Source organism: Paenibacillus sp. FSL R5-0766 (assembly GCF_037971845.1).
Taxonomy (GTDB): Bacteria; Bacillota; Bacilli; order Paenibacillales; family Paenibacillaceae; genus Paenibacillus.
Map to the genome: position 1 here is coordinate 2,433,401 of NZ_CP150227.1, position 21,043 is coordinate 2,454,443.

The following is a 21,043-nucleotide window of genomic DNA, read 5'->3' on the forward strand; positions in this document are numbered from 1 at the left end:
AGGTGAAGACAAGTTGACGATACAATGGTTTCCAGGTCATATGACTCGAGCCAGACGCCAGATTCAGGATAAGTTAAAGCTCATCGACGTGGTCATCGAACTATTGGATGCCCGTCTGCCTGTCTCCAGCCGTAATCCAATGATTGACGAAATATTGCTGGATAAACCCCGGATGATTTTGTTGAACAAATCGGATTTGGCAGATGCAAAAGTGACGCAAGAATGGATTGAATATTTCAAAAAAGAAGGAATTACCGCTTTCCCTGTAGATGCTTCGACGGGAACCAATGTTAAAGATATTCCCGTGCAGGCCAAGCTTCTTCTTAAAGAAAAAATTGACCGTCAAATTGCTAAAGGGATTAATCCTCGTGCGGTTCGCGGGTTGATCGTAGGGATTCCCAATGTAGGTAAATCAACACTGATTAACCGACTGGCTGGACGGAGTATTGCGTTAACAGGAGATCGTCCTGGTGTGACGAAGGGGCAACAGTGGATCAAGGTAGGCAAAGAAATGGAGTTATTGGATACTCCGGGTATTCTTTGGCCCAAGTTCGAAGATCAAAATGTAGGTTATCGTCTTGCTGTAACTGGTGCGATCAAAGAGGAAATTCTGAATGCAGAGGATATCGCCTTTTTTGGAATCAGTTACCTGATGCGTTATTACTGGGACGCTTTGGAAGAGAGATACGGACTTCAGGAGTTCTCCAAGGATGCAGATGATTCAGACAGTGTTATTGCGATTATGGAACAAGTCGGCCGTATCCGTGGATGTGTTGTAAGCGGTGGACGCATTGATCTGGAAAAGGCATCACGAGCATTTCTGCGTGAACTGCGAGCGGGTAAAATGGGACGTTTCTCTATGGAAGCTCCTTATTAAAAAAATGGACTCTACACGATGAAGATCATTATCTTTATCTGTTCATTTCATATATACAAGTGCCGAAAGAAGCGGCCGTTACCGGATTACCGGGAGCGGTCGTTTTTTGTGTATACAAACGCGGAAGTAGAGCTGGAACATACGTTGAAAACGATAAAATGGAAGAGGATTGAAGAACAGTATGCTTTATGGAATTGGCTGGCCTATATATCAGGTGCATCTAAATCGTGCTATGATGAATGGTGGTGCAATTTAAATTACACGAGGTCTGATATATTCAATTTAAACCATCAAATACCGATAAATGAAGACATCACTATCTTTATATTGTGAACCTCAAGGAAAAGTTTTGCTGAGAGAGACAGGTTGTACAGAACAAAAGACAGAGGATCTACGTCTATATTATAAAAAGTTGTAAGTGATACGCATGCTGAAAAAGCGTGGGTAGAGGAGATGAGCGTTATGGTTGAAAATAATGAAGAGATCGGGTTGAATCTACTGGATACCCCGATTGGACCAAAGAAGAAAAAAGAAGCGAGTGAACCTCGAGATCTGTTGCTCTATGAGCGGGAGTATTGGGACAGTGGGTTTGAACGTATTGCTGGTATTGATGAGGTAGGACGGGGATGTTTGTTTGGGGATGTTGTCGCAGCGGCAGTTATTTTACCGAAGGATCTCATCCTGGAAGGTGTGAATGACTCCAAGAAATTAACGGAGAAAAAACGTGATGCATTATATGACGTCATTATGGAAAAAGCGCTGGCGGTAGGTATCGGGTACGCGGATGCAGAGACAATTGATCGGCTTAATATCAAGCAGGCTGCGAGACTTGCGATGAAAAGAGCTGTTGAAGCATTGGGAGAAACTCCTGATTATATGCTGGTGGATGCCGAGAAGGTGGATGTGAATGTACCTCAACTGTCTATTATTAAAGGTGACGCCAACAGTCAATCGATCGCAGCAGCATCTATTATTGCCAAGGTAACGCGAGATCGGCTGTGCAAGGAAGAATGGGATACGTTATATCCGGAATATGGTTTGTCGATACATAAAGGATATGCAACAAAAGTTCATCGGGAGCAGATTATGGCATTGGGGGCAACCCCGATGCATCGGCGCAGTTTTCTGGGCAACCTGCTTGGAGAGCAGCAATCTTTGTTTTAACATAGGTTTGAAGGAAGGAGGGGGAGAGATTTGAATATCGGTTCCATGATAAAGGGGTTAATGGGAGACAGTAAGCCCGGCAATGCCAAACCGCTTGAATTAAAGGAAGGTCAGGTGGTTCGTGGCTCCGTCGTTAGTGTATCCGATGATGGGGGAGAAGCAGTTCTGCAGATTCAAGGTGTGCAGGTGCGCGCCAAGTTGGAGACTCCACTCCGTCCGGGTGAGACCACGTTGCTTCAAGTGCAACCTCCAGGTGAAAATGGCATAACGGTAATGAAACCTATGACGGGTACACTTGCTGAGCTGCCACAAGCTTCGCTGAACAACCTGCTTAAGGATGTAGGACTGCCGGATACAAAAGGGAACCGGGAACTGTTACTTGCCATGCAGCGTAGCGGATTGCCGCTAACGAAGGGTAATGTGGCTATGGTCCAGAATATGATGACTGCCAAACCCGCACAGGTCCCTGTGGAAGAATGGGTGCAGGCGACAGGGATTGCTTTTCAGCGTGGCCTTCCGGTTACGGCGGAAACAGTAAAAGGATTACACCAGACGGTGTTTGGCCCCCCTCTGCACCAGTTGTTAAGCGGGTTGGCTGATCAGTTGGAAACGATGCTGACTCAAACAACAGGTAAACCGCTATTGCCTGGAGAACAATCTGCTACGTTGAAACCAGCAGTCGTGGCTGGCGCACCTGTATTACCCAATACATCACAGACGGAAGAAGGATTGGCTGCATCAGGCAATGGTCGTCAGGTGACTGGAACCGGAACACCTGCTTTGTCAACGCAACAAGGACAAGCGGCATTGGCAGGATCTATATCCATGACGGATGGCGGGGCAGACGATGCAGGTACTGCGGTGAAAGGAAACATGCAGGCCGGCGGAGGCACAGGAAATGCTGAAGCCGGGGCCAAGGCAGTTGCCAGCAACGTTGAAACGGCTGGCAAAGGGGGCGCAGGTATTCCGTCTGGAACCGGAATACCTGGAGAGGGCCTGCGCGGGGCTGACGCGGGGCAAGCTGGGAGCCGCCCGGGTACACCAGGGGCGGCAGCTGAATCTGTGGCTGGCCGTGCAAGTGCAGGCCAGCCTGAAGCAGGCGCGGCCGGGCGGACTGACGGCCGCGCTGAAACGCCTGCTGCTGCGGGGACGCCGTCCGCAGCAGGCCAGGCGGCGCCAGCAGCGCCTACGGCAGCGCAGCTGGCGCCCAAGCTGCTGGCGCTGCTGGACGCCCTGCGCAGCGCGTCCACTGCCGCACCGGCACAGCCTGGTGCGGCAGCACAGGCCGCCCCTGCATCGCAGGGCGGCCAGGCGGCTGCGGCTGCCGGAGGCGTGCCGCAGCCGTTGCCAGCCGGCGCTGATGCGCCGCCGGCTGGCGGTAGTGCCGCAGCACCTGCGGGAGCTGCGGCAGTGCTCGCGCCTGTCACCCACGAGGGGGACCCGTGGGTGGGGCGCGTGCTGAAGCTGCTCGGTGCAGAGCACGAGCAGCAGGCCGTTCACGGCGCGGCTGCGCAGCCGCGCGTGGGGGATGCGGCGAGTCCGGCAAATGCGGACACGCTGAAGGGCTTGCTGCTGCAGCTTGCCAGCAGCGAAGGTGCACCGGCGGCGCTTAAGGATGCCGCCGGACAGGCCGTGCAATATCTGACAGGTCAGCAGTTATTGCTGACGACAGATCGCAGTGCTACTTTTGCACAGATGCACTGGTTTATTCCGATCACTGGACCGGACGGGGAAGAAACGGCGTCTGTTCAGATTCAATCACGTCGTGGATCTCGTGGAGAGCTGGATGCGTCCAACTGCCGTCTATGGTTTGATCTGGACATGAAAAGTCTTGGGCCAACTCTGGTAGATGTACATGTGGTTAATAACATTGTCAGTCTGCGTGTATTAAATGATCGCGAAGGCATGGGATCGCTCCTGGAGAGCGGACGAGAGGTAATCCATCAGGCATTGGACAAGCTGGGCTATCAACTGCTGACCTTCAAGGCAGAACCGTGGCCTGTGGGGCAGGAACCGGGCGCGGAACGAAAAACGAGGGCCTCGGACTATAGTCCAGAACGATACAAAGGGGTGGACTTGAAGGTATGAAAGACGAGTCGTCACAACCCGATCTGCTCTCCAAAAAGGCGGTTGCCCTAAAATACGTCCCTGGAGAGAGCGAAGCACCTGTTGTTGTAGCCAAGGGCCGTGGCAAAGTGGCAGAAGCCATTCTGGATAAAGCCAGAGAAAACGGCGTGGCTGTTCAGGAGGATGCAGCACTTGTGGAGGTGCTCTCCAAGTTGGATCTGGATGAACAGATTCCAGCTGAACTGTATCAACTGGTCGCAGAGGTGCTAACATATGTCTACCGTGCAGATCGAATGGCCTCAGGACGTGAGGAAGACGAGTCATGGTAGAACATAGATCAGGCAAGGAGCCGGGACTGAAGCTTACACGACAGCAGAAGGGTCGATTAGGTGAAGAGGCTGCCTGTCAATGGTTGCGAGAGAACGATTATCGGATCATTAGACAGAACTGGCGTTGCCGTAGCGGTGAGATTGACATCATTGCTTCCTGCGAGGGCCTGATTGTCTTTGTGGAAGTAAGAAGCAGAAGTGGAGCCGCTCAGTACGGTACACCTCAGGAATCGGTTGATATGCGTAAAATGCAGCAGGTACGTTCAACCGCATCCGTATATTTGCAAATGACGGGAGAGACGGAACTTCAGATCCGTTTTGATGTAATTGCCGTAATGCTTGATCAAGCAGGAGAAATCGTCTCTTTGAATCATATTGTTAATGCTTTTTAAGAATTACACTCGAAGTTATTGCCACTTTAATTGATACGAATTGTATCTTTTTAATGTGAGTTGGTCAGTTATTTCGAAGTACAAGTTTAATTATGTCTTATCTTTGCATTCGTTTTAGTTATAAAATTAGTTAATATACTAAAGCCGTAGTTCCTCTTTATACAGGAGCTGCGGCTTTTTTTGATTTAACTATGAAATCACTAAACAGAGGATAGAGCATCGATAATAAAATCATTGTATTTCAGAAATTTATAGATACAAAATGTATCATTTGTAATAAACTAAGAAAGTTGAAATTTAAAGAGAGGTTGGTGGGATGTATGAAAGAGCTTCAGAATACTTCGAACAACACAGTAAAACAAGTATGGGAGTGCCCTCGGATGGAAGTGCTGGATATCAGCGAGACCATGAACGGTGGACAGGGGATTTGGCAATATGTTTGGGACGGAGAATTCTGGAAGCTTGAACTTATGGTCAGTTAATTTAAGAGGTTAAAGAGGAATGTTTGATCAATAAAATAAATGGTGAGGTGTAGTGAGAAGATGCAGACAAGTATCAAATGGATCATTCGACTAAGTACACTATCTTTATGTTTCATTTTGTTTGGAATCATGTATTCCGGAGTTTCTTATGCAGCCGATCCGTCTACACAGGCAAGTGTATCAGGTAAAGTTATTGATCGTCAGGGATTACCTGTCCAGAACGCTACTGTCAAGTATTGGCTTAATTATCGTGGGGATACGTCAGAGAAAAGTGTGAAGACGGATGGGAATGGACGGTATCATATTATAGAGTCCGTTGAAGACAATACGGACATTACTTTTGTAGTTGATGCAGAGGGTTATGTGACGTACAGACACTATAGCTCCTACGGATTGTCCGGTGGAGAGCAAATACAGCTTGATTTTCATATTTATGAGCCATCCACGATTGTAGGAACAGTCAAAGATCAGGCAGGCAGACCTGTTCCAGATGCTCGTATAAAAGTAACAAGTGTCTTTGATCGTATAGTGAAAACTGATCAGCAAGGTCGATATGCGGTTACAGGAATTGATTACGCCTATAATTCGAACATTGCAATATGGGTAGATGCCGATGATTATATGTTATATGAACAGGATCGCTTGGGTGTCCGGGAGGGAGGAACCTTGAGAATGGATGTTGTTTTGGCAGAGGCGGCACACGTGCGGGGAAAAGTTGTAGATGAGTCGGGCAATCCAGTAAGTGGGGCTAAAGTTAATGCTGGAGGTTCGGCAACAACAGATGCTCAAGGCAACTATTTAATAAAGCGCGTACCAACAGGGGCCAGAACGATAACGGGAGAAGCAGCAGGATATTTAAAAACGAGCCTAAGCGTTACTCTTGTAAAAGGAGATCATAATACGTTTAATATCGTACTTAAGAAGGATGCAGATATTACACCTCCAGTAACCAAGTACAGATTAGTTCCTATTACAGATACTGTGAACGGGAAAATATACATCAAAGGATTTACATTCAGACTTCAGGCAACAGACGAAGTCAAAGGTTCGGGCGTAAAAACAACGCAATATCGAATCAATGGGGGAGAATGGAAAAACTATGAAGGACCCGTCAAGTTTTATGCCCCAGATGTCAAGGTGGTAGAGTACTATAGTACAGATGTTGCAGGTAACCAGGAGAAGTACAACAAAATGGATTTTGTTAATGGCACATTTGAAGGGAATGGCGCGTTTGAAGGGGCGAGTTACGACGATTGATTACTCGTTGATATGATATGTGAATCAATAACATGAGAATAAAAGACGGTTCTGACTTGAGATCCCTCGCGGTGAATCAAGATTCAGAGTCGTCTTTTCTGTTCGTAATGACCTTAACGATAATGACCTCTGCCGCCCCTTTGAATCTCGTGATAAGATGGGTGTATAATCAAGAAGGTAAACTGGTATTTTATTATGTCATAAAGAAATTATATTGAATGTACAAGGCCGCGAATCACTATTGCGGTTGCAAATGATTTTATAAACAGGAGGTACGGCCGATGAGTAAAGCTACGAAAACAACAAATGAAGTCAGAAACGCGATTCAAAACCGTCGTACGGTGAAAAAATTTAAAAAAGAAGCTGTTCCTACACAGCAGATTATAGAATTGCTGGACACCGCAGTCTGGGCTCCTAACCATAAACTGCGTGAACCTTGGAGATTTTTGTTGTTTACCGGAAATGGACGGAAGAAACTGGCGGAGGCTATTGATGCAGAAATGGGGGAAGACAACAAATTTTCACCCAATATTATGCAAGTTCCATCCGTTATGCTTGTCGTGCTGGAAGAAGATCCAAGACAGAATATCTGGGACGAAGACTTTGCTGCGGTCAGTGCATTGGTTCAGAACTTTATGCTTGCAGCCTGGAGTGAAGACATTGGAACATTCTGGGTGACCAAGCCATTTTTGTACGCTCCCAAATTCCGCAAACCGCTTGGAATAGAGGCGGGAGAGAAGATTGTAGGTATGATTTATATGGGATACCCCGATGTTATTCCTTCTGCCAAAGAACGTACACCAGCCAAGGACAAACTGACTCTTTTCGAATAATATAATATGGTAAAACGCAGCTGCACAAGAGCTCTATATGTTTCAGGGAAACCTACGTACAAGCACCTTTCTTCACAGAAGAGAGGGGCTTGTACGTTTTTTTTTGTTATGTTGGCGGATCTGTCTGTAGAATCTGCATGAAATATCCTTACATCCTTCTCGACTTTTCATCTGAAGTCTATAGGTTTGTGCGTATTTCACTGCCTTTCGGCAACCTGGACTGTTCTTCACCCATAAGCTTCAAAATAAATTAAGATCCAGTTGACGATACTGGATGGCTTCAGCCACATGAGCTGTTACAATTTCACCTTCATGGTCCAGATCGGCAATTGTCTGTGCCATCTTGATAATCCGATCATGTGCACGCATGCTCAGGTTTAACGTTTGCAGTGTTTGCTCTAACAGCTGCTCTGCCTCTTGAGGGAGTTGGATTGTACGTCGCAAAAGCGTGCCGGAAAGCTGGCTATTCCAACGGACCGAACTTTGAGCATAACGTGTAGCCTGAATTTGATGAGCGTGGATCACTTTTGCCTGTATTTCTTCAGAGGAAGGGGAAGCAGCAGACTTGCGCCACTCGCCTGGTGGAGGAACCTCAACCTGAAGATCGATGCGGTCCAGCAGTGGTCCTGAAATTTTGGCTCGGTACGCGGCAACACGGGCTGGACTACATATGCAGCGTTGTTCCTCGGAATGAGCGGACAAATATCCGCAGGGACAGGGATTCATGGAACATGCAAGCATAAACTGGGCCGGAAAGGTGAAAGCAGCCCGTGCCCGACTAATTGTCACTGTGCGATCCTCTAACGGCTGCCTTAATACCTCCAGCACTTGACGCTGGAATTCAGGTAATTCATCCAGAAACAATATGCCCCGATGGGCAAGGCTCACTTCACCCGGTTTCGGGATACCACCGCCTCCAATCAGACCAGAGGTGGATATCGTGTGGTGAGGGGAGCGAAACGGTCTATCTGCAATCAGGCCTTGAGGCGCTTCTTTTAATTTGCCTGCAGCACTTAATACTTTGGTGACTTCCAACGCTTCATCTTCTGACAAAGGCGGAAGGATGGAGGGCAGACGTTTGATTAACATCGTTTTGCCCGTGCCTGGCGGTCCAACGAGAAGTATATTATGCATGCCTGCTGCAGCAATCATAAGCGCGCGTTTTACATGGTGCTGCCCCAGAACATCGCTATAGTCGTCTGCAAATATTGGTGTTTGTCTCGGCTTGCTATCTGCCATCATATGTGTCTTATCCGTTATAGGCACAGCGAGATGTGCATAATTTTTTAACACGACAGGTCCTGCATTTGAATGATTTGGTATTCCCACTGAACTAGCGGGTTGATCTGGGTTTTCCGGAGCAATATCCTGTAAATGACGAATGCCAAACACCTGGATACCTCGGATCAGTGACGCTTCCTCTACGTTATCCAAAGGCAGGAGCACGGAAGTAAAGCCTTGTCGTTTGGCCAGATCCACCATGGATAAAATGCCGGGCACGGACCTGATCGAACCGTCCAACGCCAGCTCGCCAACCACTAGTGTCCGTTCCTCGGGAGGAAGTACAAGCTGGCCGCTTGTCATGAGTAAACCAATAGCAATGGCCAGATCAAAGGAAGATCCTTCCTTGCGCAGATCAGCGGGGGCCAGATTGATTGTGATTCGCTGTAACGGATACTGATATCCGCAGTTTTTAATCGCTGCACGGACACGTTCAACGGCCTCACGAATGGCTGAATCCGGTAAACCGATGATGGATGTCTGCGGCAGACCATTGGATAAATCGGTCTCCACCTCGATCAGAACACCATCAATTCCGTACAAACACGCACTGTGCAATTTTCCGTACATGACAAAGAAACACCTCACTCGATTCTTGACTCCGCATAATACGGGCCAGTCTACGAATTAAGGTGCTTCCTCAGCTTCTATTAAGCATTTTATATAAAAGGAATCATGGAGTCAACCTGTCATTCTCATTGCTGTAGTCATCTTTCCTGATCCCTGAATTTTATTTTTGGAAGGAAATCATTAAATAGCTTTGGCGAAAATGGTTACGTATTAAACTTTCATTATGATTATCAAATTTGGCCTGAGAAAACGCGAATGTATTCCATGGACCTTATGTAATATTTTTATCGAATTATGAGATGTACTTACGGGTCATCTATTCGTTTTTATATTTTACACAATCTAATTTATCATAATTAAATTGAATAGTAAAATCATTTGTGCTCAATTATTCTGTTTTTTTTCTAATTTGTGATAAGATAGATTTATAGTTCCTTTTTATAAGGAATAGAATGCACAATAGGCAGGTGAGAAAGACATATGCAGACTGACAGTTTGAAGCTGGATAACCAATTATGCTTTGCCATATATGCTTGTTCACGTGAAATTACGAAGATGTACCAGCCTTATCTCGAGGTGCTCGGCGTAACGTATTCACAGTATCTGGTTCTGATGGTATTGTGGGAACGTGAAGAATGTACGGTTAAGGAGATCGGGGAGGCACTTTATCTCGATTCGGGAACGTTGACACCACTTCTCAAACGGTTGCAGTCAGCAGGACTTATTAATCGCGAACGCTCTGCTCAGGATGAACGAAAAGTGTTAATTACATTAACCGACTCCGGCCGTGAGCTGCGGAACAAGGCATTGTCCATCCCTGAATCCATTCAGGGAGATGCGTGTTTGAACAGTACAGAGTTTGAAGCTTTGCTGGGTCAGTTCAAAGGGTTGCTGGAGAAAGTTCACCAAACCAACACGAACGCAGCCAAAAAATAAAATGTAGTTTTAGATCAAGGAAACCTTAGCTTTTAGCTGAGGTTTTTTTCCATTTATACCCAAGCATTCACAATATGGGATCATACTCATATCAAAATACTGTCTATTAACCATTAATTTTTTAAGGAAAGCGTTTTAAAAACGTGTTACAATGAATTGGGTTTAAGTGAAAATAGTCAACATTTGTCTTTTGTTAGTCTACCAACCCGCCTTGTTGCAGTCATGTTGATAGGAGGATTCGAGAATGAATATCCATGAATATCAAGGAAAAGAAGTACTGAAACAGTATGGAGTTACCGTTCCAAATGGAAAGGTTGCTTATACAGTCGATGAAGCGGTTGCGGCCGCAGAGGCACTGGGCAGTCCGGTGACTGTTGTTAAAGCGCAAATTCACGCAGGTGGCCGGGGTAAAGCCGGCGGCGTAAAAGTGGCGAAGAGTACGGATGAAGTTCGTGCCTATGCTTCCGAAATTCTGGGCAAAGTATTGGTAACACACCAGACTGGACCAGAAGGCAAAGAAGTGAAACGTCTTCTGATTGAAGAAGGATGCGATATCCGCAAAGAGTATTATGTTGGTGTTGTTGTGGACCGTGCCACAGGCCGTGTAGTTATGATGGCTTCCGAAGAAGGCGGTACTGAGATTGAAGAAGTAGCTGAAGCTACACCTGAGAAAATTTTCAAAGAAATTATTGACCCTGCCATTGGATTGCAAGTGTTCCAGGCCCGTAAACTGGCTTACAGCATTAAGATTCCTAATGAACTGGTGAACAAAGCTGTTAAGTTCATGCTTGCGCTGTACACTGCATTTGTCGAAAAAGATTGCTCTATTGCCGAGATCAATCCTCTCGTTGTTACCGGAGATGGAAACGTTATCGCGCTAGATGCGAAATTGAACTTTGACTCCAACGCCTTGTTCCGTCACAAAGAGATTTTGGAACTGCGTGACCTGGATGAAGAGGATGAAAAAGAAATCGAAGCTTCCAAATACGACCTCAGCTACATAGCACTGGATGGCAACATCGGCTGTATGGTCAATGGTGCGGGACTTGCGATGGCAACGATGGACATTATCAAATACTACGGTGGAGACCCGGCCAACTTCCTTGACGTTGGGGGCGGTGCAACAACGGAGAAGGTGACTGAAGCATTTAAGATCATCTTGTCCGATGCCAAAGTAGCTGGGATCTTTGTTAACATTTTCGGTGGCATCATGCGCTGTGATGTTATCGCCAATGGTGTTGTTGAAGCCGCGAAGCAACTTGGCCTGACCAAACCGCTGGTTGTTCGTCTTGAAGGAACTAACGTGGAGCTTGGCAAACGTATTCTGGGTGAATCTGGCCTTAATATCGTTCCTGCTGATTCCATGGCCGATGGTGCACAGAAAATTGTTGCCCTCGTAAAATAAGTTCATTCCTTAGTACCGGAGCTGTCCGGGAATTGAAAAATAACCGTAAGGATGTGAAGCAACGTGAGTATTTTGATCGATAAAAATACAAAAGTCATTACGCAAGGCATTACGGGTTCAACGGGAATGTTCCACACGAAGGGCGCATTGGACTACGGAACCCAGATGGTAGGCGGAGTTACACCGGGTAAAGGCGGAACTAATGTGGATATCACGTTGGAAGATGGTACAGTAGCTAGTCTGCCGGTGTTCAACACTGTGCAGGAAGCGAAGGAAGCTACAGGCGCAACAGCGAGCGTCATTTACGTTCCTCCTGCATTTGCAGCAGATTCCATTATGGAAGCTGTTGATGCTGAGCTGGACCTCGTAATCTGTATTACAGAAGGTATTCCGGTTCTTGACATGATCAAGGTTGACCGCTTCATGGAAGGTAAAAATACCGTCCTGATCGGACCAAACTGTCCAGGTGTCATTACACCAGGCGAATGTAAAATCGGTATCATGCCTGGTTATATCCATATGGCAGGGCACGTAGGCGTTGTTTCCCGTAGTGGAACACTTACCTATGAAGCCGTTCATCAACTGACGACGCGTGGCATTGGACAATCTTCTGCTGTAGGAATCGGGGGAGACCCTGTAAAAGGCTCCGAGTTCATTGATATCCTCAAACGGTTCAATGAAGATCCACAGACTCATGCGGTCATCATGATTGGTGAGATTGGTGGTACAGCTGAAGAGGATGCTGCAGATTGGGTACGTGAAAACATGACCAAACCGGTTGTTGGCTTTATCGGTGGCGTAACAGCGCCTCCAGGCAAACGGATGGGCCATGCTGGCGCTATTATCTCTGGCGGTAAAGGTACAGCCAAAGAGAAAATTGCGAAACTGGAATCATGTGGAATCAAAGTAGCACCAACTCCTGCTGAGATGGGTTCGACTTTGGTGAGTGTACTTGAGGAACGCGGTATTTTGAATTTGTGCACGACACATTAATTCTTTTTCGTTATAATAGAAGAAACGGCACGGAAATGATCTATTTCTGGTAGACCGACTATTATGGTTACGGAAAAGGTAAGCAACCTTTTGTCCTTAAACAGGGCGAAGGGTTGCTTTTTTGCGTTTTTTTACGGCAAAAAGGGGAGGATTTGTCTCCCACCTGCGTAAACGCTTGCATTCCGTGGTCACTTAACACACAATATGAGGGAAGATCTCTTCCCACTTTGGGAGGTTTATGGTATGGAAGAAAGATGGATCTTGTTTGGGTTACATGAGATGGAGGGCATTGGTAAAAAAACAATCTCGAAACTGATTCTGGGACAACATGAATTACCCGATCTATTGAATTATGGGGAAAGCGACTGGGTCGCAGCAGGCTTGCGCAAAGATCAGGCTGCCCGTTTGGCTAGCCAATTTACTATCGACTGGATTGAGAGTAAAAGAGAACACGTTTACAATCAGGGGATAGAGGTTATTACTTATCTGGATCAGAATTATCCCATATTAATGAAGGAAACCGTTCAGCCTCCCTGGGTAATGTATGCTCGAGGGGATGTTAGTTTGCTACACAATTCGTCTATTGCCATGGTGGGAACTCGTATGCCAACCGTGTATGGGCGCAAAGTTGGAGAAAAGCTGGCAGAGCAATTATGCAATGCAGGACTGACGATTGTAAGCGGGCTTGCCCGCGGTATTGATAGCGTATGTCATGAGGCAGTACTGCGTGCTAAAGGAAAAACGATTGCCGTATTCGGAACAGGGATTGATCATATATACCCACCCGAAAATACAAGCCTCGCTGAGCGAATCGCGGAGACTGGGCTGCTTTTGTCGGAATATCCACCAGGTACAAGAGCGCGCCAGGGATTATTTCCGGAACGGAATCGAATCATTGCCGGTCTGACACTGGGAACAGTGGTTGTTGAGGCTGACATTCGCAGTGGTTCACTCATTACAGCAGATGCTGCACTTGAAGCAGGCAGGGATGTATTTGCAGTCCCTGGACCTATTACATCGCCGAAAAGTCGAGGAGCACACAATCTTATCCGTCAGGGGGCCAAATTGGTCACTTGTGCAGCAGATGTATTGGAAGAGTATCGATTGGGCTTGCCAAATACAGAACAACTTCCTTACAATAGAGGACGTTCGACCGAAACAACCGAGCCTTCCTGGCGAGGGATATTCGCTGAGGTTAAGCTCTCTCCAGATGAACAACGCGTGATTTATCTGTTGGAACAGGGAGAACAATCATTGGATCAACTGGTTGAGCTGCTTGGTTGGGATTTTGGACATTTGCATTCAGTTCTGTTATCTTTAATCATAAAAAAGCAGATTAGCCAATTACCAGGCACTAAATACGCGAGGGTATGACGAAGCTACAACCTACGTGGTGCGTGGAAATATATAATTAGCAGAAGTTATTAACTATGCATAAGCTTACAGAAACAGTTTCATGACTGAGAGGAGGATGGACCTATGGCGGATGCACTCGTAATCGTGGAGTCGCCCTCAAAGGCGAAGACGATAGGCAAATATTTAGGCAGCAAGTTCATCGTAAAAGCTTCGATGGGGCATGTTCGCGATTTGCCAAAGAGTCAGATCGGCGTTGAGGTAGAGAATGATTTTAATCCGAAATATATTACGATCCGCGGCAAAGGTTCAATTTTGAAAGAACTGAAGGATGCACGGAAGAAAGTGAAAAAAGTGTATCTCGCAGCTGACCCGGATCGCGAAGGTGAGGCTATCGCATGGCATTTGGCCCATGCCCTTGAACTGGACGATACGGCAGATTGCCGGGTTGTATTTAATGAAATTACAAAACAGGCGGTCAAAGATGCGTTCAAAACGCCGCGGAAAATCAATATGGATTTGGTTAACGCGCAGCAGGCAAGACGTATTTTGGATCGACTCGTTGGATATAAAATTAGTCCGTTATTATGGAAGAAAGTGAAAAAAGGTTTGTCTGCAGGCCGGGTTCAGTCCGTGGCTGTTAAAATCATTTTAGATCGTGAAAATGAAATTGATGATTTTGAGCCGGAAGAATACTGGAGCATTACCGCCAAACTGACAGCAGACGGCAATCCGTTTGAAGCCAAGTTTCATAAACTGAACGGGGCCAAAACAGAGCTGGGCAGTGAAGCGGAAGTGCAAGCGATCTTGAAACAGATCGAAGGAGCCGACTTTACGATCAAGGAAGTTAAAGAGAAAGAACGGAGCCGTAACCCTTCCGCCCCGTTTACGACGAGTTCTTTGCAACAGGAAGCAGCGCGTAAATTGAATTTCAGAGCTTCCAAGACGATGTCGGTCGCCCAACAACTATATGAAGGTGTAGACCTTGGAAAAGAAGGCACAGTAGGTCTCATCACGTATATGCGTACGGACTCCACACGAATTGCAGCATCTGCACAAGAAGAAGCCAAAGAATATATCGTTGGTAAGTATGGTGAGCCATTTGCACCTGAGACTCCACGAAACTATTCCAAAAAAGCAACTAATGCTCAGGATGCGCATGAAGCAATTCGTCCAACTTCAATTCTGCGTGACCCTGACTCAATCAAGTCATTCATGAGTCGCGATCAGTTCCGGTTGTATAAACTGGTATGGGAACGTTTTGTAGCGAGCCAGATGTCTTCGGCTATCCTGGATACACTCTCTGTAGATATTGCTGCGGGTGACACCATTTTCCGTGCAGCAGGTTCGAAGGTGCGGTTCCAAGGTTTCATGAAGGTATATGTTGAAGGAAACGACGATGGTACAACCGATGAAGATCGTCTGCTGCCTCCGTTGAAAAGTGGAGATGTGCTTGATAAGCAGGAGATTGAGCCAAAACAGCATTTTACACAACCGCCACCCCGATATACGGAGGCAAGGTTGGTTAAGACGCTTGAGGAATTGGGTATAGGGCGTCCGAGTACATATGCGCCAACACTGGAGACCATTCAGAAGCGCGGATATGTTGCGATAGAGGAAAAGAAATTCATGCCAACCGAGCTTGGTGAACTGGTCATCGAACAGATGGAAGAGTTTTTCCCGGAAATCCTGAATGTAGAGTTTACCGCAAACATGGAAGGCGATCTTGACCATGTGGAGGAAGGTTCCGAGGATTGGGTCAAAGTACTCGCAGAATTCTATGAATCTTTTGAGAAACGCCTTGAGTTTGCGGAAGAAGAAATGAAAGAAATCGAGATTGAAGACGAAGTATCGGATGAGATCTGTGAGAAGTGCGGCAAACCGCTGGTTTATAAACTCGGACGTTTTGGCAAGTTTCTTGCGTGCTCTGGCTTCCCTGATTGCCGGAATACCAAACCGATTATCAAGGATATCGGCGTGACTTGTCCGAAGTGTAAGGAAGGTCATGTTGTTGAGCGTCGTAGCAAAAAAGGACGTATTTTCTACGGTTGTGACAAATATCCTGAATGTGATTTTGTCTCATGGGACAGACCTTCAGCCAAACCATGTCCAAGTTGCGGATCGCTAATGATTGAGAAGCGGAACAAAAAGGGAGCACGACTGCAGTGTACTTCATGTGATCATCAGGAGCCAGTGGATGAACCGGATGACGAATCAGCAGATTAGTATATATGTGAATCAATTCAATTATAGTGAAATATGAAATTGCTTTATGGGGGTAAATGATTTTGACAAATGAACAACAAGTAACCGTTATTGGTGCCGGGCTGGCAGGAACAGAAGCGGCCTGGCAGATTGCAAGTCGCGGCGTACGCGTAAAATTATACGAGATGAGACCTGTTGTGAAAACGCCAGCTCATCATACGGATAAATTTGCAGAACTGGTATGTAGCAACTCGCTGCGTGCGAATGGATTGACCAATGCAGTGGGTGTGTTAAAAGAAGAAATGAGAATGCTCAATTCTCTTGTATTGTCAGCAGCAGACAAACATGCAGTTCCTGCAGGTGGGGCACTTGCTGTGGACCGGGATGGATTTTCAGGTGAGATTACATCCACGTTGCACCAGCATCCACTCATCGAAGTAGTGAATGAAGAACTCACTTCCCTGCCGGAAGATGGCATCGTTGTTGTGGCAACGGGTCCGTTGACTTCACCGGCATTGTCTGAGCAGATCAAGGCACTAATGGGTGAAGAATATTTCTACTTCTATGATGCAGCTGCACCGATCATCGAAAAAGATTCAATTGATATGAACAAGGTGTATCTGGCTTCCCGTTATGATAAGGGTGAGGCGGCATATCTGAACTGTCCGATGACAGAAGAAGAGTTTGATGTCTTCTATGAAGCTCTCATTACTGCTGAAGTCGCTCAATTGAAAGAGTTTGAGAAAGAAATCTACTTTGAAGGCTGTATGCCAATCGAAGTGATGATGAAACGCGGAAAACAGACGGCTCTGTTTGGTCCAATGAAACCGGTAGGTCTGGTTAACCCTCATACAGGAGAGTTGCCACATGCGGTTGTTCAGCTTAGACAGGATAATGCAGCTGGAACCCTGTATAACTTGGTTGGCTTCCAAACGCATCTGAAATGGGGAGAACAGAAACGAGTCTTTTCCCTTATTCCTGGACTTGAAAATGCAGAGTTCGTTCGTTATGGCGTAATGCACCGTAATACATTTATTAATTCTCCTAAACTGCTTCTTCCGACGTATCAGTTTAAAGAGCGTCCAAACCTGTTCTTTGCAGGTCAGATGACGGGTGTAGAAGGATATGTGGAATCTGCTGCATCAGGGCTGATTGCCGGCATGAACGCAGCCAAAGCAGCACTTGGGCAGGAACTGGTGGTATTGCCGGTAGAAACAACACTTGGCAGTATGGCTCAGTATATTACAACTGCTGACTTCAAGCACTTCCAACCAATGAACGCAAACTTTGGTTTGTTGCCCAAGCTTGAAACGAAGATTCGTAACAAAAAGGAAAAAAATGAAGCTCTTGCACAGCGTGCACTGGATGGCATCACGAGTTTTGCTGAGGCAGAAGGTCTAACTGTTCCGGAACGCGTATAAATTATTCGTGGGAGGATGCTGATATCATGGATATGTCATTTCATGCTACAACGATCTGTGCTGTTCGTCATAATGGTAAGGCTGCAATCGCAGGAGATGGTCAGGTGACCATGGGCCAAAGTGTTGTGATGAAGAATACAGCCAAGAAGGTAAGACGTTTGTACCGCGGCCAGGTTGTTGCTGGCTTTGCTGGTTCTGTGGCGGATGCGATTACCCTGTTTGAGAAATTCGAAGGTAAGCTGGAGGAGCACCATGGTAACTTGCAGCGTGCTGCTGTAGAGCTTGCCAAGGATTGGCGTCAGGATCGGATCTTGCGTAAGCTTGAGGCACTCTTGATTGTGATGGACAAATCAGGTATGTTGCTCATTTCAGGCGGCGGGGAGATTATTGAACCGGATGATGACGTGATCGCTATCGGATCAGGTGGAAACTTTGCCTTATCTGCTGCGCGTGCGTTGAAACGTCATGCAGTAAACCTGGAAGCAAAAGATATTGCGCGTGAATCGCTTCAGATTGCCTCAGAGCTATGTGTATATACCAACAGTAATATTATTGTAGAAGAGTTATAAGCCAAAGAAATCTCCCGTAGTGGAGCATGATTCTGTAATCTGCTCCAGGACGTCTAGGGGATTCTTTGTCCTTGTTAGGTAAAATAAATTCAACATACTGGTAGGAGGGAAGCAATATGAATACTCAAGCGTTAACACCGAGACAGATTGTTGCAGAGCTTGACAAGTATATTGTAGGTCAAAAGAAAGCTAAAAAATCGGTAGCCGTAGCCCTTCGTAATCGTTATCGTCGTAGTCTTTTGCCTGAGCACACCCAGGACGACATTGTGCCTAAAAATATCTTGATGATTGGACCTACCGGTGTGGGTAAAACGGAGATCGCCCGTCGCCTTGCTAAACTGGTAGGTGCGCCATTTGTGAAAGTGGAAGCTACCAAGTTCACTGAAGTAGGTTACGTTGGCCGTGACGTTGAATCGATGGTGCGTGATCTGATTGAGACATCACTGCGGATGGTGAAGCTGGAGCGGACTGAAAAAGTGAAGGACAAAGCTGAAGAAGCGGCCAATGAGCGAATTGTACATATTTTGGCTCCTTCACAGTCTAAGTCCAAGAATCAGCGTAATCCCTTTGAGATGATCTTTGGTAATAATGGCAACAACGTTCAGGAACAGGATGAGCCAGAACCGGATACCGGGGTTGCCGAACGCCGCCGTAAGATCAAGTTTGATCTGTTATCTGGCAAGTTGGAGGATGACATCATTGAAATTGATGTCGAAGACACTGCGCCTAACATGATGGACATGTTTGCTGGTCAAGGTAATGATCAGATGGGCATGAACATGCAGGAGATGTTTGGTAGCTTGTTGCCTCGTCGTACAAAAAAACGTAAACTCGCTATTAAAGAAGCGCGTAAAGTGTTGATTCAGGAAGAAGCAGGGAAATTGATCGACATGGATGATGTTACCCAGGAGTCCATTCGCCGGGCGGAGCAGACAGGTATCATTTTCATCGATGAAATCGACAAGGTTGCCAGTCAAGGACGCGGTAGTGGACCCGATGTATCCCGTGAGGGTGTGCAACGTGACATTCTGCCTATCGTAGAGGGCTCTACAGTAATGACGAAATATGGCCCTGTCAAAACGGATTATATTCTGTTTATGGCAGCTGGCGCATTCCATGTCGCTAAACCCTCTGATCTGATTCCCGAGCTTCAGGGACGCTTCCCAATTCGTGTGGAGCTAAGCAGTCTAACATTGGAGGAGTTTGTATCCATTCTGACTGAACCCCAAAATGCACTGACCAAACAGTATGTGGATCTGTTGCGCACCGAGAATATTGAGATTGAGTTCTCGGATGAGGCTATTCGCGAGATTGCCAAATTGGCTGAATCCGTCAATCAAAATACAGAAAATATAGGTGCTCGTCGATTGCATACAATTCTTGAAAAGCTTTTGGAGGATTTATCTTTTGAGGCACCTGAGCTTACACTTGAACGTATGGTGATCACGCCGGAGTATGTCCGGGAGAAATTAAATGATATTGCGCTTGATCGTGATTTGAGTCAGTATATCCTGTAACATGGAACTAGCAATGTAGTTGTTAAAATGATGTTATAAATGAACGGTATGCACGAGAGTAGAGAGCATTTGCGAGATCGACAAAGGGTAGCAATCCTTTAGCGATTCATAAAGGCCCTCTTGCTTGACGCATATCGTTTATTTTTGTTTCTATCTAAAGGATTTCGATGAGATAGCCGATAAAAGATGTGTGGTTGTTGTCTGGATCGACAAAACCTAGGACTTGTGCCGCATGCAAAGCGTGTTAAAACCTATCGGAGTGGTAGTTATTTATAATTTTTATATCCAGTAATTCCCATTAAAAGAATGTTTCTTATTCCAAGTCTGGGCATCGGTTTAGTTGACAGATTGGTAAATGTTGCGTAAATGCGCAAAATGATGAATTGTAGAAAAGTGTGAAGTCACTAATTGTTTTCTTAAAATTAAAATATATAGACTCCACTTAATTGTTAAGAAAGTGTTGTGTAGGAAGGACGAGTTTTCTTCATTCTTGAATGATAACTTGTCAATTGATTAATATACAGCTTTGTATGTATACCTATCATACTGTCCGTAAACCCTTAGTATGACGGCAAAAATTTCTAACATTATCAACTATGAAATATTCGGGAATATACATAATTACGGGCGTTATAAGCTCATGTTGAGACTCGAAAGTTCTTTTTTATTTTAAGAATGTTTAAGAACAATAAGGGAGAGTATTAACATACTTTTGTTTTGGGCCCGAACATTTACGAAAAAATTCATAATTTGCAGAAAATACACAAAAAGCCCTGTCTTTCAGAAAAGATAGGGCTTTTTTCTTATTGTAATAAATCCCAAACTCGAAGAAACTTATGTTATACGACAACATCAGAGTTAATTCTACTTAAGTCCTAGAAAACCGTGTAAAGACGAATGTTTTTGTCGAAAAAAACATAAGAATTTTCAAGGGAAAAGATTCAATCTTTTTCCATTACTTCTAAAGAGAGGAGGGGGATTGTGAATCTTTTAAACGATATCAGTTTTAAAAGATTGCAAGGTGCACTCGATGCGTCCAATATCAGACAACGAACGATTGCTGACAACATCGCGAACGCCGATACCCCGTATTTCAAGCGCTCGAACGTTTCTTTTGAAGAAATGTTGCAAGGGCAAATGAATGGAGATATGCCTGTTCTTAAGGGTAAAGTAACTGATGCAAGGCATTTTGTCATAGGTCCTTCCTCTTCCGTACCAACGCCAGTAGTTAATATGGACCAGTCAACCTCCATGAATAACAACGAAAACAATGTCGATATAGACAGAGAAATGAGTCTTCTGGCGGAGAATCAGTTGCGTTATAACGCTTATATTCAGCAAGTGAACGAACAAATTAAAATCATGCGTGTTGGCGTGGAAGGGAGATAACCT

The 21,043-nt window shown here is 45.8% G+C and carries 18 protein-coding genes; 17 read left to right on the forward strand and 1 reads right to left on the reverse strand.

From position 1 onward, the window contains the following. Positions 1-13 precede the first annotated feature (13 nt). The 8 genes from ylqF to MKY66_RS11035 all read left to right on the forward strand — a co-directional run bounded on the left by ylqF (position 14) and on the right by MKY66_RS11035 (position 7,401). A complete protein-coding gene (gene ylqF / locus MKY66_RS11000) occupies positions 14-877 on the forward strand; it encodes a ribosome biogenesis GTPase YlqF (protein WP_036670353.1) in 864 nt (287 codons plus the stop codon). 462 nt (positions 878-1,339) lie between these two features. Continuing rightward, positions 1,340-2,041, forward strand: coding sequence for a ribonuclease HII (locus tag MKY66_RS11005; RefSeq protein WP_143760254.1), 702 nt, complete (start codon positions 1,340-1,342; stop codon positions 2,039-2,041). Between the two features lie 45 nt (positions 2,042-2,086). Continuing rightward, the gene (locus MKY66_RS11010) at positions 2,087-4,129 is read left to right on the forward strand and encodes a DNA ligase (protein WP_339807136.1); all 2,043 of its coding nucleotides are present in this window, start codon (positions 2,087-2,089) and stop codon (positions 4,127-4,129) included. Further along, positions 4,126-4,437 (forward strand): EscU/YscU/HrcU family type III secretion system export apparatus switch protein, encoded by a 312-nt coding sequence (locus MKY66_RS11015; protein ID WP_076208916.1) that lies wholly within the window; start codon positions 4,126-4,128, stop codon positions 4,435-4,437. The genes MKY66_RS11010 and MKY66_RS11015 overlap by 4 nt, the downstream gene beginning before the upstream one ends. Then, a complete protein-coding gene (locus MKY66_RS11020) occupies positions 4,431-4,829 on the forward strand; it encodes a YraN family protein (protein ID WP_076208915.1) in 399 nt (132 codons plus the stop codon). Before MKY66_RS11015 ends, MKY66_RS11020 begins: the two co-directional genes overlap by 7 nt. Positions 4,830-5,149: 320 nt before the next feature. Next, a complete protein-coding gene (locus MKY66_RS11025) occupies positions 5,150-5,311 on the forward strand; it encodes a paeninodin family lasso peptide (protein ID WP_139331839.1) in 162 nt (53 codons plus the stop codon). A 60-nt stretch (positions 5,312-5,371) separates the two neighbouring features. After that, complete coding sequence (locus tag MKY66_RS11030; protein ID WP_076208914.1) at positions 5,372-6,568, forward strand: carboxypeptidase-like regulatory domain-containing protein; 1,197 nt, start codon at positions 5,372-5,374, stop codon at positions 6,566-6,568. 281 nt (positions 6,569-6,849) lie between these two features. Then, a complete protein-coding gene (locus MKY66_RS11035; protein WP_036609391.1) occupies positions 6,850-7,401 on the forward strand; it encodes a nitroreductase in 552 nt (183 codons plus the stop codon). A 240-nt stretch (positions 7,402-7,641) separates the two neighbouring features. Here MKY66_RS11035 and MKY66_RS11040 read toward each other — a convergent pair whose 3' ends face one another. Next, entirely contained in the window at positions 7,642-9,252 is a 1,611-nt protein-coding gene (locus MKY66_RS11040) for a YifB family Mg chelatase-like AAA ATPase (RefSeq protein ID WP_076208913.1), read from the reverse strand. 480 nt (positions 9,253-9,732) lie between these two features. Here MKY66_RS11040 and MKY66_RS11045 point away from each other — a divergent pair, with 480 nt between their 5' ends. The 9 genes from MKY66_RS11045 to flgB all read left to right on the forward strand — a co-directional run bounded on the left by MKY66_RS11045 (position 9,733) and on the right by flgB (position 21,040). After that, positions 9,733-10,188: a MarR family transcriptional regulator gene (locus MKY66_RS11045; protein ID WP_076208912.1), complete on the forward strand. Its 456-nt coding sequence runs from the start codon at positions 9,733-9,735 to the stop codon at positions 10,186-10,188. Positions 10,189-10,432: 244 nt separating this feature from the next. Next, entirely contained in the window at positions 10,433-11,593 is a 1,161-nt protein-coding gene (gene sucC, locus MKY66_RS11050) for an ADP-forming succinate--CoA ligase subunit beta (RefSeq protein WP_076208911.1), read from the forward strand. A 63-nt stretch (positions 11,594-11,656) separates the two neighbouring features. Then, positions 11,657-12,586, forward strand: coding sequence for a succinate--CoA ligase subunit alpha (gene sucD / locus MKY66_RS11055; RefSeq protein ID WP_036609382.1), 930 nt, complete (start codon positions 11,657-11,659; stop codon positions 12,584-12,586). 243 nt (positions 12,587-12,829) lie between these two features. Beyond that, positions 12,830-13,960 carry a DNA-processing protein DprA gene (gene dprA / locus MKY66_RS11060; RefSeq protein ID WP_076208910.1) on the forward strand — a complete coding sequence of 377 codons (1,131 nt, stop codon included), beginning with the start codon at positions 12,830-12,832 and terminating at the stop codon, positions 13,958-13,960. Positions 13,961-14,065: 105 nt separating this feature from the next. Continuing rightward, entirely contained in the window at positions 14,066-16,165 is a 2,100-nt protein-coding gene (topA, locus tag MKY66_RS11065; protein ID WP_076208909.1) for a type I DNA topoisomerase, read from the forward strand. Positions 16,166-16,227: 62 nt separating this feature from the next. Further along, the gene (gene trmFO / locus MKY66_RS11070; RefSeq protein ID WP_076208908.1) at positions 16,228-17,565 is read left to right on the forward strand and encodes an FADH(2)-oxidizing methylenetetrahydrofolate--tRNA-(uracil(54)-C(5))-methyltransferase TrmFO; all 1,338 of its coding nucleotides are present in this window, start codon (positions 16,228-16,230) and stop codon (positions 17,563-17,565) included. 26 nt (positions 17,566-17,591) lie between these two features. Then, positions 17,592-18,134: an ATP-dependent protease subunit HslV gene (hslV, locus tag MKY66_RS11075; protein WP_076208907.1), complete on the forward strand. Its 543-nt coding sequence runs from the start codon at positions 17,592-17,594 to the stop codon at positions 18,132-18,134. Positions 18,135-18,250: 116 nt separating this feature from the next. Further along, positions 18,251-19,651, forward strand: a complete 1,401-nt coding sequence (hslU, locus tag MKY66_RS11080; protein WP_076208906.1) for an ATP-dependent protease ATPase subunit HslU — start codon at positions 18,251-18,253, stop codon at positions 19,649-19,651. 981 nt (positions 19,652-20,632) lie between these two features. After that, positions 20,633-21,040 carry a flagellar basal body rod protein FlgB gene (gene flgB / locus MKY66_RS11085; protein ID WP_076208905.1) on the forward strand — a complete coding sequence of 136 codons (408 nt, stop codon included), beginning with the start codon at positions 20,633-20,635 and terminating at the stop codon, positions 21,038-21,040. Positions 21,041-21,043 lie beyond the last annotated feature (3 nt).

Coding starts and splice junctions, on each gene's coding strand:
- MKY66_RS11035 (WP_036609391.1), top strand. CDS start 6,850: ATGAGTAAAGCTACGAAAACAACAAATGAAGTCAGAAACGCGATTCAA.
- MKY66_RS11030 (WP_076208914.1), top strand. CDS start 5,372: ATGCAGACAAGTATCAAATGGATCATTCGACTAAGTACACTATCTTTA.
- MKY66_RS11015 (WP_076208916.1), top strand. CDS start 4,126: ATGAAAGACGAGTCGTCACAACCCGATCTGCTCTCCAAAAAGGCGGTT.
- MKY66_RS11025 (WP_139331839.1), top strand. CDS start 5,150: ATGAAAGAGCTTCAGAATACTTCGAACAACACAGTAAAACAAGTATGG.
- MKY66_RS11005 (WP_143760254.1), top strand. CDS start 1,340: ATGGTTGAAAATAATGAAGAGATCGGGTTGAATCTACTGGATACCCCG.
- hslV (WP_076208907.1), top strand. CDS start 17,592: ATGGATATGTCATTTCATGCTACAACGATCTGTGCTGTTCGTCATAAT.
- MKY66_RS11010 (WP_339807136.1), top strand. CDS start 2,087: ATGATAAAGGGGTTAATGGGAGACAGTAAGCCCGGCAATGCCAAACCG.
- MKY66_RS11040 (WP_076208913.1), bottom strand. CDS start 9,252: ATGTACGGAAAATTGCACAGTGCGTGTTTGTACGGAATTGATGGTGTT.
- sucC (WP_076208911.1), top strand. CDS start 10,433: ATGAATATCCATGAATATCAAGGAAAAGAAGTACTGAAACAGTATGGA.
- topA (WP_076208909.1), top strand. CDS start 14,066: ATGGCGGATGCACTCGTAATCGTGGAGTCGCCCTCAAAGGCGAAGACG.
- dprA (WP_076208910.1), top strand. CDS start 12,830: ATGGAAGAAAGATGGATCTTGTTTGGGTTACATGAGATGGAGGGCATT.
- MKY66_RS11045 (WP_076208912.1), top strand. CDS start 9,733: ATGCAGACTGACAGTTTGAAGCTGGATAACCAATTATGCTTTGCCATA.
- hslU (WP_076208906.1), top strand. CDS start 18,251: ATGAATACTCAAGCGTTAACACCGAGACAGATTGTTGCAGAGCTTGAC.
- MKY66_RS11020 (WP_076208915.1), top strand. CDS start 4,431: ATGGTAGAACATAGATCAGGCAAGGAGCCGGGACTGAAGCTTACACGA.